Origin of the sequence: Bradyrhizobium cosmicum (genome assembly GCF_032290525.1) — a bacterium.
Taxonomy (GTDB): domain Bacteria; phylum Pseudomonadota; class Alphaproteobacteria; order Rhizobiales; family Xanthobacteraceae; genus Bradyrhizobium; species Bradyrhizobium cosmicum_A.
This window is the reverse complement of the sequence record NZ_JASXTA010000014.1, coordinates 106,326-120,824: the sequence shown is the minus strand read 5'-3', so window position 1 is coordinate 120,824 and position 14,499 is coordinate 106,326. Positions and strand designations below refer to the sequence as shown.

Here is a 14,499-nt window from a genome sequence, read left to right as displayed (position 1 = left end):
AGTACCATGACGTTCCAGACCCGCATCAATGCGCCCCGTCGCTCCACCACCGTCCTGGTTACCGGCGGCGCCGGCTTCATCGGATCGCATCTCTGCGACGCCTTGCTACAGCGCGGCCACAGAGTGATCTGTGTCGACAATCTCTTTACCGGGACGACCGACAACGTCAGGCCTCTGCTCAACCATCCGAACTTTCGCTTCATCGAGCATGACGTGCGCGAGCCGCTCGACGTCGACGAAGACGTCAACCGGATCTACAGTCTGGCTTGCCCGGCCTCGCCGCGCCATTACCAGACGGATCCGATCGGCACGATGAAGACGTGCGTCATCGGGACCCTGAACATTCTCGAACTGGCGCATCAAAAGGGAGCACGCGTGCTTCAGGCCTCCACCAGCGAGGTCTACGGTGATCCCGAAATTCACCCTCAGCCCGAGTCTTACCTTGGCAACGTCAATCCGATCGGCCCACGAGCTTGCTATGACGAGGGCAAACGGGCCGCAGAGACCTTGATGTTCGACTATCACCGGATGCACGGCGTCGAAATCAAGATTGCGCGCATCTTCAATACCTACGGGCCGCGCATGCTCGAGAATGACGGCCGGGTCGTCTCGAACTTCATCGTGCAGGCATTGCGGGGAGAACCCATCACGATCTATGGACGCGGAACTCAGACCAGGAGCTTCTGCTTCGTTGAAGATCTCGTGCGGGGACTGCAGCTCCTGATGGAGAGCCCGGCCTCCGTCACCGGGCCATGCAATCTGGGAAACCCGCACGAGGTGACGATCGAAGCGGTTGCCCGTGAGGTTCTGTCATCCACGCGTTCGGAATCCCCTTTGCGCTTCGAGGAATTGCCAAAGGACGACCCTCAGCGTCGCAAGCCGGTTATTGATACCGCCGAAAGGTCATTGGGGTGGCGTCCACGCGTGGCGTTGAAAGAGGGTCTTCAGGCGACGATTGCCTATTTCGCTCTCCGCATGGCAACGGAGACGCCCGCACTGGTGCCGGCAATCGCGCCCCGGAAGGGCCGGATGGCACGCGCCCGGCTAACCGTAGCCGACCAACCTTAATGCCGTCGGCGAAGACGGCGCGTCATCATCCGGTGCAGGATCGACGCCGTGCGCCATGGCGCCGCGACCGTCCTCAATTCGCGACGGCCGTGGTGCACAAACAGCATTCCCAGTTGTTGCGCGATGGCCATGATGCCGCGAGCCTGGACGCAAAGGAACCTAACCCGCGAGAGCGGCTTGATGATTGAAACAGATAGCGAGCCGCAAGTCATTCATGAATGAAGCCACAGGCGATTGGTGGAAGTCCGCAGTCATCTACGAGTTGGCGCCGATCTCCTTCCAGGACTCCAATGGAGACGGCAAGGGAGACCTGCCCGGCCTTCTCTCGCGCATCGAGTATCTCACCTGGCTCGGCGTCGACGCGGTCTGGCTCACACCGATCTACAAAAGTCCCTTCCGCGATTTCGGCTACGACATTTCCGACTTTCAGACGATCGATCCCGCGTTCGGCAGCCTTGAGGACATGGATCGCCTGATCGCCAGGCTCCACGAGCTGGGCATCAAGCTCATTCTCGACCTCGTACCGAACCACTCGTCCGATGATCACGCCTGGTTCGTCGAGAGCCGTGCCTCCCGCGACAATCCGAAGGCAGATTGGTACGTCTGGGCCGAGCCGGCCGAGACCGGCGCTCCGCCTAACAATTGGCTGAGCCGCTTCGGCGGCAGCGCTTGGGAATGGTGCGAGGCGAGAGGCCAATACTACTACCATTCATTTCTGGCCGAGCAGCCCGACCTGAACTGGCGGAATCCCGATGTCCGGGCGGCAATCGCAGGCGTCATGCGGTTCTGGCTGGATCGCGGAGTGGATGGATTTCGTGTCGACGCCAGCGCCGTCCTGATCAAGGATCCTCTTCTCCGCGACAATCCGCCCGCTCCGGAAGGTCAAACCAAGCCGCCGCCGCAGCGCTTGATGCCGGTCTTCACCGACGATCGGCCGGAAACCATGCAGTGTATCGAGTTCATTCGCGAGGTGATCGATCGCTACGAAAGCAGGCTGCTATGCGGGGAAGTCCAGGGCAAGACGGACCGCATAGGCCATTTCTACGGCACCGAGCGGCCACGCCTTCATCTGCCGCTGAATTTCGCATTGCTCGATTGTCGCTGGGACGTGCTCGACCTGCAAGCAACGATCGATGCCTACTTGAACGCGCTGCCCGAGGGCGGCTGGCCGGTCTGGGTGATCGGAGGTCATGACAAGCAGCGCATCGCCAGCAAGATCGGGCAAGCGGCGATGCGCACCTTGGCGATGTTGTTGTTGACGATGAAAGGTACGCCGTTCTTCTTCATGGGCGACGAGATCGGTCGCGAACGCGTTCACATCCCGGGCGATCGAATTGACGACCCCTTCGAGAAGTTGGTGAAAGGATACGGCCTCTGCCGCGATCCCGAGCGCGCTCCGATGCGGTGGGACGACAGCCCGACGGGCGGCTTCACGACTGGCGAGCCCTGGTTGCCCCTGGAGGCCGACGGCGCCCGCAACGCCGACCATCAACGCAGCGACGAACGCTCTATCCTGCATCTATTCCGGAGCCTGATCTCGGTGCGGCGAGCATACCCGGCCCTGCAGCGTGGCGCATATCACCCGGTTCGCGCCCGTAACGACATCCTGGCCTACAGGCGTGCTCTGGACCAAAGCGAGTTGCTCATCGTGCTCAACATTGCGACTGAGCCCCGCAAGTTCGAATGGGATCGTCGTGGGAAGGTACTCCTGTCGACGCATTCGGGCCCACCTTTCCAGTCTGTCCAACCGATATCGGTCCTGCTTCGGGCGAACGAAGGCCTGATCATCGAGCTTGGAAGTGAATGAGCCGCGGCGCAAGCGTCATTCTCCTCTGCAAACTATTGGAACGACTGCTCGCTGCAGCCATTCCTCAGGACAGCCCGATGGAGACCACGACTCATGCTCGAAGATCTGCGCGCTCTCACTCAGCCGGGAGCGATGGTTGCCATTGCACTTGTTCTCCTGCTGATGGCAGTCGGCGCTGCGGCCATCACGGTCGCGGCCAAAGGATGGCCGGCGCTTTAGGCTTCTCCGAACCACGCACCCGCGAATAGGAACCTTTGTAACTGCCACCGGTTCCCAGCAGGCGGAGCGTCTGTAATCACCAATGTCGGCGTGGATGAGATCGGGTCTTGTGCTACTTGCGGCTTGGCCGCTCGGCGCCTGCGCTGGGCGACAATCTGCGCTGGACCCTCACGCGCTGCAATCCGCAGACATTCTCCGCATCTTTGTCGCCTTCCTGGTCGTCGCAGCGGTCGTCTGGATTGCCGTGGTGGTGGTGCTCGCCGTCGGGCTATGGCGCCAGCCCTCGCTGTCCCGGCATCCACTTGCGCTGCATCCGCCGTTTGAGAGACGCGCAGGCCAAATTGTCCTTGGCCTCGGGATAGCAACGGTCCTCATCGTGCTCGCGCTATCACTGGTCAGCTACGCCGGACAACGTAGCGTGTTCGCAAAGGACCCGAACGCGCTCACCCTGAAGATCACCGGGCATCAATGGTGGTGGGAAGTCAGCTACGAGGCAGATAGCCCGCATTTGAGCTTCGTCACGGCAAACGAGATTCGGATTCCGGTCGAGCAGCCCGTGAGGGTGCAACTGCAATCGGCCGACGTGATACACAGTTTCTGGATCCCGAGTCTCACGGGAAAAATGGACCTGATCACAGGCCAGCAGAACGAGATTCAGTTCACGGCGAAGAGGGCGGGCGTCTATCGCGGCCAATGCGCCGAGTTCTGCGGACTGCAGCACGCGCACATGGCATTCGCGGTGATCGCGCTGCCGCAAGACGAGTTCAAGCGCTGGCGCGATCACGAGAACCAGAGCGCAGGCAGCCCGGTCGACCCGCTGTCAAAACGGGGCGAGGAGCTATTTCGCGCGCGCGGCTGCGCGCTCTGTCACACCGTTCGCGGCACCCTGGCTGGCGGCCAGCTCGGGCCAGACCTGACCCATTTCGGCAGCCGAACCACGATTGCGGCGGGTACGTTGCCCCTCAATTCAGCAAGTCTGGGCGCATGGCTGGCCGACCCGCAACACATCAAGCCCGGAAATCTCATGCCGCAGATGGCGTTGCAGTCAGATGAACTCATCGCGATTCATCATTATCTGGAGCAGCTCAAGTGACCCTGGTCGCCCAGCACAGCGAATTGCACGACGATGCTCTGGACGGACTACAGCTCTCGACGCGGCTCGACAGAATCTGGCGAACCCCGTCCGGCCTGATCGGCGCACTTACCTCGGTCGATCACAAGGTCGTTGGACGGCGCTACATCCTGACGGCTTTTGTATTCCTGCTTCTCGGAGGCATTCTCGCGATCCTGATGCGCCTTCAGCTCGCGGGCGCCGAGAAGCACGTCCTGTCGGCAGACCTCTACAACCAGGTCTTCACGATGCACGGCTCGACCATGATGTTCCTGTTCGCCGTGCCCGTCATGGAAGCCTTTGCCGTCTATCTGGTGCCACTGATGGTCGGGACGCGGAATATCGCCTTTCCCCGCCTCAATGCCTTCAGCTACTGGATCTTCCTGTTCGGTGGTTGCTTTCTGTGGATTTCGTTTCTCTTCAACGTCGGTCCGGATGTCGGCTGGTTCGCTTACGTTCCTCTGTCGAACCTTCAGTTCACGCCCAGCAAACGCGCCGACGTCTGGGCGCAGATGATCACGTTTACCGAAGTCGCCGCGCTCGCAGTCGCCGTGGAGATCATCGTCACCGTCTTCAAACAGCGGGCGCCCGGGATGACGCTCGACCGCATCCCCATCTTCGTCTGGTCGATGCTGGTGACCGCCTTCCTCGTGATGTTCGCGATGCCCTCGGTCATGATCGCCTCGATGTCGCTGATCCTCGACCGGCTCGTCAACACGCATTTCTTCGATGCCGCGGCCGGCGGGAACGCGCTGCTGTGGCAGCATTTGTTCTGGTTCTTCGGACATCCCGAGGTCTACATCATCTTTCTGCCTGCGACCGGGATGGCATCCGCGATTCTCGCCACGTTTGCGCGCAGGCCGGTGATTGGCTATCCCGTGATCGTCCTGTCCCTGATTGCGACCGGCTTCCTCTCGTTCGGGCTGTGGGTGCACCATATGTTCGTGACGGGATTGCCGCAGCTTGGCGCCGCGCTGTTCACGGCCAACAGCATGCTGATCGCGGTCCCGAGCGGTCTGCAGATCTTCTGCTGGCTCGCCACGTTGTGGGATGGTCGGCCGATTTACCGCACACCCCTGTTGTTCGTGCTCGGCTTTGTCGTGGTGTTCGTGATCGGCGGCCTTTCCGGCGTGATGGTCGCCTCGGTGCCGATCGATACTCAGGTTCACGATACTTATTTCGTGGTGGCCCATTTTCATTATGTGCTGATCGGCGGAGCGGTGTTTCCGCTGATCGGGGCTGTCTACTACTGGTTCCCGAAGATCAGCGGCCGCATGTTGAGCGAGAGACTGGGGCGGTGGAATTTCTGGCTCGCATTCATTGGCTTCAATGTTGCGTTCTTCCCGATGCATATTCTCGGACTCATGGGCATGCCCCGCAGGGTCTACACCTACACGCCCGATATGGGCTGGGACCGGTTGAACCTCCTGTCGAGTTGCGGCGCGGCACTTTTCGCCGTCAGCTTCGTCCTGCTGATTGCAAACGTGGTCGTCAGCGTTCGAAGAGGCGCGCCGGCCGGCCGCAATCCCTGGGACGCCTCCACATTGGAGTGGGCGACGACGTCGCCGCCGCCGTCCTACAATTTCGATCGCATTCCCGCGGTCGATCATCGCGAGCCGCTGTGGTCTGATACCGAAAGCCTGCGCGTCGTGGCTGGCTTGAGCGTGGAGCGCCGGGAGGTGTTGCTGACCTCACTGGCTGAAGCCGATCCCCAGATCCGCGAAGCCTCGCCAGAGCCGAGCATCTGGCCACTGCTCACCGCGCTCGCCACCACGGTGTTTTTCATCTGCACGATCTTTACGCCCTGGGCCGTACTCTGGGGCACGCCCCCGATGGCGGTCGCCCTGATCGGCTGGTTCTGGCCGACCGGCAGCAGGGAGGACGAGGAGTGAATCAGCACATCGTTCAGAACGTCGGAGAGCTGCCGACCTATGGTTTCGGCCCCCGGAGCGGACCCTGGTGGGGCGCCATGGGATTCATAACGCTCGAAGGCATGGGCTTTGCTGTCGCCGTCGGTGCATACCTCTATCTGTATGCGGTGAACCCGACTTGGCCGATTGGAGCACCCCCGCCCGACCTTTGGCCGGGGAGCCTCGCGACCGCGCTGTATCTGCTCAGCGTCATCCCGAACCAATACACCAACCGCGTGGCGCATCGCCAAGATCTGCGGAAGGTCCGCGCCTGCCTGATCGTCATGTCGCTGATCGGAATCGTGCTGCTGGTCTTGCGCGGCTTCGAATTTGCGCATCTCAACACCAGGTGGGACAATTCGGCCTATGGCTCCATCGTCTGGCTCATTCTCGGTCTGCATACGACGCATCTGGCGACCGACCTTGCCGACACCGTCGTTCTGACGGTGCTGATGTTCACGTCGCACGCAAAGCCGCGCCGCTTCAGCGACGTCACCGACAACGTCTTCTACTGGAATTTCGTCGTGCTCGCATGGCTTCCTTTGTACGTCCTGCTCGATTGGGTGCCACGGCTATGACGGCTCCTGAGCCAAACTCGAGACTGCTCTATTGGGCTGGCGTCGCTCTCGGCCCCGCCGCCTGGGCTGTAAATTTGCAGGGCGTTTACAGCGTCGTACATTTTGCGTGCGAGAACACGGCCTTCAGCGGCTTGGTCATGGGGGCTATCTTGATTCTGGTCTCCCTGACCGGCTCCCTGCTGTCGGCGCGGGCGGTTTGTCGCAGTGCCGCAACAGAATGGGCCGAGGCGCGGGGCGCCGGCCCCAGAACGTTCATGGCCTGGTTGGGGGTCGGTAGCGGCATCCTGTTCGCGCTTGTGATCGCAAACCAGCTCATCGCCGCGTCCATGGTCAATTCATGCCTGCGCTGATTGCGCTTCTGCTGTTCGTCGCGTCGCTGCCGTCTTCTGCCGGCGCGCACGGGGTATCCGACGTCATCGATTCCTCGTCCTTATGGAGCTACGATCCTTGGTTGCTCATCCCGCTTTATGCCGTTGGCATCGCCTTTTACGTCGGGACACAACGGCTCTGGCGTAGCGCCGGCGGCGGTCGTGGGGTGAGCTACAATCGGGTTGCCGCCTTCTGGACCGGATGGCTGGTCGTTGCGCTCGCGGTCACATCGCCGCTTCACTGGATCGGCGAGCGCCTGTTCACCGCGCACATGGTCGAACATGAATTGCTGATGCTGGTCGCTGCCCCGCTGATGGCCTTGGCCAGGATTAACGGTCCGATGCTGTGGAGTCTGCCTTCAAAGCTGCGCGCCCCCGTCGGTCGCGTCCTCAGCACGGGGCCCTTGGCGACCGCCTGGAGCTTCGTCAGCCACCCCATCAGCGCGACTGCGCTACACGGGCTTGCCCTCTGGATCTGGCACGCACCGCCTCTCTACGCGTGGGCCGTGGAGAACGCCGCCGTCCATCGGCTCCAGCATGTCAGCTTCTTTGCTACGGCGCTTCTGTTCTGGTGGGTGCTTTTCTATGGCCGCGGTCCGGGACGCAGCGCGCGGCTCCGCGATGGGATCGGCATCGCCTGTCTCTTTGTAACCGTCCTGCATTCCGGCGTGCTCGGGGCTCTCTTGACGTTGTCGACACGGGTCTGGATCCCAGGCCAAGGCGTTCTGGCGGCGGATTTCGGTCTTTCAAAGCTGGAAGACCAGCAGCTTGCAGGCATCCTGATGTGGGTGCCGATGGGAGCCCTCTACACCGGCGTGGCGCTGGTCTTCGCCTATCGCTGGCTCGGCATGAACGAAAGGTCTTCTTCTCAGCCCTCCTATCGAATGCCCGGCATCGGCTAGGAACCGCCGCTTTCGCTCGGCGTTCGTCGCGCAGTGGTCAACGTCAGCACCGGTTATTGGAGGATGCATGAGCAGCCGACGCGCGATGGCAGGACTTGCGATTCTGATGATCTCGGGACTGGGTCCGACCGCAATGCAAGCGCAGGATCAGCCGAGTCCCCCAATGTCCTGTCCGGTCGATCACAATCAATTGGCCGATATCCTCAAGAAGAGCGTCAAGCCGTCGGGAGGTCCAAGCAACGGGGGATTCGACAACAATGAGTGGGCGGCTGTCGTGAACCGCCAAGGCATCGTCTGCGCCGTCGCTTACAGCGGCGACAAGGTGGACGACCAATGGCTCGGCAGCCGTGCCATCGCAGCAGAGAAGGCAAACACCGCCAACGCGTTCAGCCTGAAGGACAAGGCCATGGCAAGCGCAAACCTGTATGCGGGCTCCCAACCCGGCGGAATCCTGTTCGGTGCTGCGCTCAGCAATCCGCCATCGCCGGACGTCATCTATTCCGGCCGACCGGAAGACTTCGGCACCGCGCATGATCCGATGGTCGGCAAGCCTGTGGGCGGCGTGATCGTGTTCGGCGGCGGCCTTGCACTCTATGACGATCACGGCATCGCCGGCGCGATCGGGGTCAGCGGCGACAGCTCATGTGCGGATCACAATGTCGCCTGGCGCACGCGCCACTATCTCGGGCTCGACCACGTACCGGCAGGCGTCAGTCCCAATATGAAAGACGCCATCATCTACGATATCGGACCCGACGGCAAAAGCCCATCGGGGTTCGGGCACCCCAAATGCAACGGCCGGGAAGACCAGATCGCAATCGATCTCGGCGCGGGGATCTCGGGAAACGTGGTGAGATGAGCTTCTCAGGGTGTGTGGGTTAGGAACCAACAGCTGCGGCAACCTTTGTACGTTCGCAGTTGGCCCGCGGCACGGCGCGGACCACAGCCCGCCGTGGGGATACTTACATATGTTAGCTCGGGCCTCGAGACGTTTGCTGCTGGGAGTGCTGGGCGCCGTCTTGATCATTGCAATGTGGCTGTCCGCCGCTTCAGCTCAAACCGATCTGATCAGCCGCATGAAGGATCCCGCACAATGGCCGATGGCGGCGCGGGACTATGCAAATACCCGCTACAGCGAACTCGATCAGATCAATGCAGGCAACGTATCTCGCCTCCAGCTTGCCTGGACGTTCTCGCTTGGAGCCGATCGAGGACAGGAAGCGGCTCCAATCGTCGTCGATGGCACGATGTACGTGGTCGGCCCATATGCAGGCCCGTACCCCAACCGCGTGTTCGCGCTCGACGCGACGACGGGCGAGCTGAAATGGTCTTATGCGCCAAAGCCAGAGCCCGCTGCGGCCGGAGTCGCCTGCTGTGACGTGGTCAACCGGGGCCTCGCCTTCGACAACGGCAAGGTTTTTCTCAACACGCTCGACAACCACGCGGTTGCGATCGATGCCGGCAGCGGCAAGGAGCTCTGGCACACGAAGCTTGGAGAGATCAACAAGGGCGAAACCATCACCATGGCGCCGGTGATCGTGAACGGCAAGATCCTGGTCGGCAACAGCGGTGGCGAGATGGGCGTTCGCGGTTGGGTGACCGCGCTCGACGAAAACACCGGCGCTATTGTCTGGCGCGCCTATGCGACGGGGCCGGACAAGGACGTTCTGATTGGAGACGATTTCAAGCCTTTCTACGAGAATCTTAGGGGCCAAGACCTCGGCGTCAAGAGCTGGCCGGCCGACCGCTGGCAGGTTGGCGGCGGCACGGCGTGGGGCTGGATTTCATATGATCCGGAATTGAACCTGATCTACTACGGCACCGCGAACCCAAGTCCGTGGAACGCCAACCAGCGCAGCGGCGACAATCTCTGGAGCACCACGATCTTCGCGAGGGACCCCGACAGCGGTCGGGCCAAATGGGCTTATCAGGTCAATCCGCACGATCTGTTCGACCATGACGAGATCAACGAAAACGTTCTTGTCGAACTCGAAATCAACGGGCAGCCGCGCAAGGTCCTGATCCATCCCGGGCGCAACGGGTATATGTACGTGATGGATCGCGCGACCGGCGAGGTGATTTCGGCGGACGCCTACGAGTTCGTCAACGTTTACAAGGGCGTCGATCTCAAGACGGGGAAGATCATTCCCAACGATGAAAAGACGCCTCTGCTCGGCAAGACCATCGAAAACATCTGTCCCTCCGCGCCTGGTGCCAAGGATTGGCAGCCGAGCGCATGGTCTCCCCGGACCAAGCTGCTCTACGTCCCGCACCAGCATCTGTGCATGAACTTCAAGGCCTCTCAGGCCGGCTATATCGCCGGCACCCCGTATATCGGCGCTGACGTCGACATGTTTGCCGGCCCGGGCGGCTACCGTGGCGAGTTCATGGCGTGGGATCCGGTCGCGCGAAAAAAGGTATGGGAGCTTCACGAGAAGCTTCCGGTCTGGAGCGGTGCCCTGGTCACGGCGGGAGACGTTGCGTTCTACGGCACGATGGATCGCCTGTTCAAAGCCGTCGATGCCAAGGACGGACATCTGCTCTGGCAGTTCAGGGCGGGCTCCGGATTTATCGGCCAGCCCGTGTCGTATCGCGGCTCGGACGGCCAGCAATACGTCGCCATACTTTCAGGCGTCGGCGGTTGGCCGGGCGTGGTCGCAAATGCCGAGATCGATCCCCGCGTGCGTAATGGCGCGCTTGGATTCACAGGCGCTACCCAGGACTTGCCGTTCTATACCGCGGGCGGCAGCGAGCTGCTCGTCTTCAGGTTGGGCACGCCGGCGGCGCAGGACAACAATCATGCGCCGGCTCGGTAGCGGGGGGATTGTGGCCGTCGCAACCACGGTCGCGTTGACCAGCCATATCATGGCTGCGCCTGCTTCCGAGCTTCGGGTTTGCGCCGACCCAAACAACATGCCTTTTTCCAACAGCGCGCAGCTCGGATTTGAGAACCGGCTTGCGACCCTGATCGCGGACCATCTGGGCAAGCAGGTCTCCTACACCTGGTGGGCGCAGCGCCGGGGATTCATCCGAAACACCTTGAAGGCCGGCAAATGCGACGTCGTGATGGGCGTGTCCTCGACCTACGATCTGGTCGAGGCGACAATTCCCTATTATCGGTCGACTTACGTTTTCCTGTCGCGTCAGGATCAGCATCTTGACGTTACTTCCCTGCTCGATCCGAGGCTACGCAAGTTGAGGATCGGCGTGCACCTGATCGGCGATGACGGCAACAATACGCCACCCGCGCAGGCACTCGGCGAGCAGGGTATCGTCGACAACGTGCGTGGCTACTCGATCTATGGCGACTATCGCGAGGCAAATCCGCCGGCGCGTTTGCTCGAGGCGGTCGAAAGCCGCGAGATCGAACTTGCCGCTGCTTGGGGTCCCCTCGCCGGCTACTTCGCCAAGCTTTCGCCGGTTTCTCTGACGGTCACTCCGATCCAGGACGGAGACCGGTTTGCACCCCAGCAATTCCAGTTCTCCATCTCGATGGGCGTGCGCAAGGGCGATCACGATCTGCGCGATCAGCTCAACGCCTTCATCATCGGGCATCGGGCTGAAATCGCAACGCTCCTGCGTGACTACGGCGTTCCCGTGGTGGAGACATCGGAAACCGATTCCGGAGGACACTAGATGCTCCGACGTTCCTTCTGGATTGCCATCGCTCTGGTTATGGTCAGCGCCCGCGGACCATCGCTCGGCCAGCAAAGCCTGCCACAATCGCAGGAAGCCCAGGCACCAACGCTCGCGTCCCGCCCCGATTTTGGCGGGAGTGTAGGTAACGGCAGACCCGGCGTTTTCATGCGGGTGCCGGTCACCCACCTCTTCCCGGGCGCACAGCCCAGCAGCCCGATCATCAAGAACCCCGCTCAGGGAGACCCGAACGCACTCCAGCGAGGCATGACGTACTACATCAATTTCAATTGCGTCGGCTGTCATGCGCCGAATGGCGGCGGCGGCATGGGGCCCGCACTCAGCAATGGCCTTTTCACTTACGGCTCACAGCCGGAGAACATCTATCTCTCAATTTACCAAGGCCGCCCGAATGGTATGCCGGCTTGGGGCGCCGTGCTGCCAGATTCCGTGATCTGGGATCTCGTGACCTATATCGGCAAGATCAGCAACGAGCCAAGCCGTCAATGGGGCCGAACGTTCTCCGCGGCGCCATTGTCGCCGAATATCGAGCAGGTCCCGTCGGAGCAGGTTTCGACCAGCGATCCCTGGTCGAGTACGAAAGGGTTCAGCTCCGGCCAGCGACCATGAGCTCAATGGAGTGCCCGATGATTTGTCCATTTGCGCTCGCCAATTCTCGCCCGCCGAGCGTCCTGCTGCTCGGCTTCCTTCTCACGGCATGCGGCCAGGGCGAAGCTGCCGGCCCGGTCAATTTCGCCGGAGACGTCCGACGCGGCGCTCAGCTGATCGGGCAATACGGCTGCGGCGGTTGTCATGACATCCCCGGCATAGCGGGCGCAGATGGAAATGTCGGCCCGCCGCTGCACCGTATCGGCACGCGCACCTATATCGCAGGGTTCGTGCGAAATTCTCCGGAGAACATGACGTTCTGGCTCCGCGAGCCACAGAAGGTCTTGCCGGGTAATGCCATGCCGAGCATGGGCATTCCTCAGAACGATGCACAAGATATCACGGCCTACCTGTATACGCTGAAATAGCCGCTCCAGGCATGAGGGCGATCTTTCTCTCGATGCAGCGCCTCAGATGCAGGACCTCAGATGAACGGCTTCCCGCCGGTCACGGCGATCGTCGTGCCTGAGGTGTAGCTTGAAAGAGGGTCGGCCAGCATGACGTATGCGGTTGCGAGCTCGGCCGGCTGACCGGCGCGTTTCATTGGCACTTGTTGACCGAAATTCTTGACCGTCTCCTCCGGCATCGTGGATGGAATGAGAGGAGTCCAGATCGGACCCGGCGCAACCGCATTGGCGCGAATGCCTTTCTCCGCCAACATCTGGGCCAGTCCCCCAGTGAAGTTCTGGATCGCGCCCTTGGTCGTGGCATAGGCAAGCAAGGTAGGGTTCGGCATGTCGGAATTGACCGAAGCCGTGTTGATGATGGCGCTTCCCGGTTTCATGCAAGCCACGGCCGCCTTGGTCAAATAGAACATGGCGTGGATGTTCGTTTCGAAGGTCCGTTGCCATTCTTCGTCGCTGATGTCGCCGATGTCTTTGAAGGTGGCCTGATGCGCGGCATTGTTGACCAGGATATCGAGCCCGCCAAGCTCCTCTACAGTCCGGCGAATGATGCTGCGGCAATGTTCGGCGTTGCGAATGTCGCCCGGGATCAGAACGGCCTTGCGCCCCTCCCGCTCGACCAGAGCTTTGACCTCAGCGGCGTCCTCGTGCTCGTTCAGGTAGGCGATGACGACATCCGCCCCCTCGCGCGCATAGGCAATCGCAACCGCCCGCCCGATACCGCTGTCCCCGCCCGTGATGATGGCCTTCTTGCCGGCGAGACGGCCGGCGCCCTTGTACGTCGTCTCACCATGGTCGGGCCGAGGGTTCATCGCTTTGGTCGAACCCGGCATCGATTGCTTTTGCGGCGGGTATGGCGGCTCGGGGTAGTTGGGCATGTCAGTCTCCGACTATTCAGTCCGCTAACAGAAACGGTCCGGGAGACGTTCCTTCACTCTGACGTCGAATCTGCAGGAACGCTGGTCCGTCGCGGCTGCCGCAACAGGAAGGAGCCCCGCCTATCAGCCAATTGCCGGCAGTGAGGCGGTTGCTCGCGGCAAGTGCGCTGGAACTTTTTTCCCGAGATCTTGTTTTCGCGTTCGGGAGCGAGAGATGACCAAAGCGGATATTACCGGGTCTTTTTTAACAAGGTTAAGGGTCAGCACCGAGATCGACGAGGAGGACGAACGTGCGATTAAAAGTCTTCCGATATCGGTCAAACAGTTGGCCGGCGGCGAACCGATCGTATCCTTCGGGGACCGGCCGTCGGCATGTTGCCTGGTAATCGACGGCTTTGTTCTGCGGTCGAAGATCGTCGGGACCGGGCATCGTCAGGTGCTCGCATTTCATCAGCCAGGCGACATCCCCGATCTCCAGAGCCTGTTTCTTCACGTGATGGACCACGATGTCAGCGCGCTCGGCAATTCCGTCCTGGGCTTTATCCCCCATGCCCCGCTCCGCGAGCTCATCAAGCGCCGGCCGAGTGTTGCGCAGGCGCTTTGGCGCGATACCCTCACTGACGCTTCGGTATTTCGCGAGTGGATCTGCAACGTCGGCCAGCGGGATGCAACGAGCCGCGTGGCGCACCTCGTGCTCGAACTCTACACCAGACTGAAAGCGATCGGACGCACGGACGGCCTGTCCTTCAGCTTTCCGGCAACTCAAGCACTATTTGCCGATGCGGTGGGGACGAGCGTGGTCCATATGAACCGCGTGGTCCAGGACTTGCGCAGCAGGGGGCTGCTCGACTTTGACAGGGGGCGCATTTCCATACTGGACGAAGCCGGATTGAGAGAGATAGCCGATTTCGACGCGCTCTACCTTCATCTCGATCCCTCGCTCTGAACC

15 protein-coding genes are annotated in these 14,499 nt (G+C 61.4%); 14 read left to right on the top strand and 1 reads right to left on the bottom strand.

The genetic code is table 11. The features are described 5' to 3' along the window. Positions 1 to 6 precede the first annotated feature (6 nt). The 13 genes from QSV46_RS24375 to QSV46_RS24315 all read left to right on the top strand — a co-directional run bounded on the left by QSV46_RS24375 (position 7) and on the right by QSV46_RS24315 (position 12,636). The gene (locus tag QSV46_RS24375; RefSeq protein ID WP_314957660.1) at positions 7 to 1,068 is read left to right on the top strand and encodes a UDP-glucuronic acid decarboxylase family protein; all 1,062 of its coding nucleotides are present in this window, start codon (positions 7 to 9) and stop codon (positions 1,066 to 1,068) included. Positions 1,069 to 1,282: 214 nt separating this feature from the next. Beyond that, the gene (locus QSV46_RS24370) at positions 1,283 to 2,875 is read left to right on the top strand and encodes an alpha-amylase family glycosyl hydrolase (RefSeq protein WP_314957659.1); all 1,593 of its coding nucleotides are present in this window, start codon (positions 1,283 to 1,285) and stop codon (positions 2,873 to 2,875) included. 93 nt (positions 2,876 to 2,968) lie between these two features. Next, a complete protein-coding gene (locus tag QSV46_RS24365) occupies positions 2,969 to 3,094 on the top strand; it encodes a hypothetical protein (protein ID WP_314957658.1) in 126 nt (41 codons plus the stop codon). Positions 3,095 to 3,176: 82 nt separating this feature from the next. After that, positions 3,177 to 4,187 carry a cytochrome c oxidase subunit II gene (gene coxB, locus QSV46_RS24360; protein WP_314957657.1) on the top strand — a complete coding sequence of 337 codons (1,011 nt, stop codon included), beginning with the start codon at positions 3,177 to 3,179 and terminating at the stop codon, positions 4,185 to 4,187. Next, a complete protein-coding gene (gene ctaD, locus QSV46_RS24355; RefSeq protein WP_314957656.1) occupies positions 4,184 to 6,097 on the top strand; it encodes a cytochrome c oxidase subunit I in 1,914 nt (637 codons plus the stop codon). Before coxB ends, ctaD begins: the two co-directional genes overlap by 4 nt. After that, positions 6,094 to 6,693, top strand: coding sequence for a cytochrome c oxidase subunit 3 (locus QSV46_RS24350; protein WP_314957655.1), 600 nt, complete (start codon positions 6,094 to 6,096; stop codon positions 6,691 to 6,693). Before ctaD ends, QSV46_RS24350 begins: the two co-directional genes overlap by 4 nt. Before the next feature lie 149 nt (positions 6,694 to 6,842). Beyond that, on the top strand, positions 6,843 to 7,043 hold the full coding sequence (locus QSV46_RS24345; protein WP_314957654.1) for a hypothetical protein: 201 nt from the start codon (positions 6,843 to 6,845) through the stop codon (positions 7,041 to 7,043). Continuing rightward, positions 7,031 to 7,963 carry a cytochrome c oxidase assembly protein gene (locus QSV46_RS24340; protein ID WP_314957651.1) on the top strand — a complete coding sequence of 311 codons (933 nt, stop codon included), beginning with the start codon at positions 7,031 to 7,033 and terminating at the stop codon, positions 7,961 to 7,963. The genes QSV46_RS24345 and QSV46_RS24340 overlap by 13 nt, the downstream gene beginning before the upstream one ends. Positions 7,964 to 8,030: 67 nt before the next feature. Further along, positions 8,031 to 8,822, top strand: coding sequence for a heme-binding protein (locus tag QSV46_RS24335; RefSeq protein ID WP_409997206.1), 792 nt, complete (start codon positions 8,031 to 8,033; stop codon positions 8,820 to 8,822). Positions 8,823 to 8,931: 109 nt separating this feature from the next. Then, a complete protein-coding gene (locus QSV46_RS24330; RefSeq protein ID WP_409997205.1) occupies positions 8,932 to 10,779 on the top strand; it encodes a methanol/ethanol family PQQ-dependent dehydrogenase in 1,848 nt (615 codons plus the stop codon). Beyond that, positions 10,763 to 11,599, top strand: coding sequence for a substrate-binding domain-containing protein (locus QSV46_RS24325; protein WP_314957647.1), 837 nt, complete (start codon positions 10,763 to 10,765; stop codon positions 11,597 to 11,599). The genes QSV46_RS24330 and QSV46_RS24325 overlap by 17 nt, the downstream gene beginning before the upstream one ends. Beyond that, positions 11,600 to 12,229, top strand: a complete 630-nt coding sequence (locus QSV46_RS24320) for a cytochrome c (RefSeq protein ID WP_314957646.1) — start codon at positions 11,600 to 11,602, stop codon at positions 12,227 to 12,229. It begins immediately after the preceding gene. Then, positions 12,226 to 12,636 carry a c-type cytochrome gene (locus QSV46_RS24315; RefSeq protein ID WP_314957645.1) on the top strand — a complete coding sequence of 137 codons (411 nt, stop codon included), beginning with the start codon at positions 12,226 to 12,228 and terminating at the stop codon, positions 12,634 to 12,636. Before QSV46_RS24320 ends, QSV46_RS24315 begins: the two co-directional genes overlap by 4 nt. 56 nt (positions 12,637 to 12,692) lie before the next feature. Here the strand turns inward: QSV46_RS24315 and QSV46_RS24310 are convergent, their stop codons facing one another. Further along, positions 12,693 to 13,550 (bottom strand): SDR family oxidoreductase, encoded by an 858-nt coding sequence (locus QSV46_RS24310; RefSeq protein WP_314957642.1) that lies wholly within the window; start codon positions 13,548 to 13,550, stop codon positions 12,693 to 12,695. A gap of 214 nt (positions 13,551 to 13,764) precedes the next feature. Between QSV46_RS24310 and QSV46_RS24305 the strand changes: the two genes are divergently transcribed. Then, entirely contained in the window at positions 13,765 to 14,496 is a 732-nt protein-coding gene (locus QSV46_RS24305; protein ID WP_314957639.1) for a Crp/Fnr family transcriptional regulator, read from the top strand. Positions 14,497 to 14,499 lie beyond the last annotated feature (3 nt).

What these genes read in the sequence shown, in the direction of transcription:
- QSV46_RS24375 (WP_314957660.1), top strand. Translation starts at nt 7, where the DNA reads ATGACGTTCCAGACCCGCATCAATGCGCCCCGTCGCTCCACCACCGTC.
- QSV46_RS24370 (WP_314957659.1), top strand. Translation starts at nt 1,283, where the DNA reads ATGAATGAAGCCACAGGCGATTGGTGGAAGTCCGCAGTCATCTACGAG.
- QSV46_RS24365 (WP_314957658.1), top strand. Translation starts at nt 2,969, where the DNA reads ATGCTCGAAGATCTGCGCGCTCTCACTCAGCCGGGAGCGATGGTTGCC.
- coxB (WP_314957657.1), top strand. Translation starts at nt 3,177, where the DNA reads ATGTCGGCGTGGATGAGATCGGGTCTTGTGCTACTTGCGGCTTGGCCG.
- QSV46_RS24340 (WP_314957651.1), top strand. Translation starts at nt 7,031, where the DNA reads ATGCCTGCGCTGATTGCGCTTCTGCTGTTCGTCGCGTCGCTGCCGTCT.
- QSV46_RS24335 (WP_409997206.1), top strand. Translation starts at nt 8,031, where the DNA reads ATGAGCAGCCGACGCGCGATGGCAGGACTTGCGATTCTGATGATCTCG.
- QSV46_RS24330 (WP_409997205.1), top strand. Translation starts at nt 8,932, where the DNA reads ATGTTAGCTCGGGCCTCGAGACGTTTGCTGCTGGGAGTGCTGGGCGCC.
- QSV46_RS24325 (WP_314957647.1), top strand. Translation starts at nt 10,763, where the DNA reads ATGCGCCGGCTCGGTAGCGGGGGGATTGTGGCCGTCGCAACCACGGTC.
- QSV46_RS24320 (WP_314957646.1), top strand. Translation starts at nt 11,600, where the DNA reads ATGCTCCGACGTTCCTTCTGGATTGCCATCGCTCTGGTTATGGTCAGC.
- QSV46_RS24315 (WP_314957645.1), top strand. Translation starts at nt 12,226, where the DNA reads ATGAGCTCAATGGAGTGCCCGATGATTTGTCCATTTGCGCTCGCCAAT.
- QSV46_RS24310 (WP_314957642.1), bottom strand. Translation starts at nt 13,550, where the DNA reads ATGCCCAACTACCCCGAGCCGCCATACCCGCCGCAAAAGCAATCGATG.
- QSV46_RS24305 (WP_314957639.1), top strand. Translation starts at nt 13,765, where the DNA reads ATGACCAAAGCGGATATTACCGGGTCTTTTTTAACAAGGTTAAGGGTC.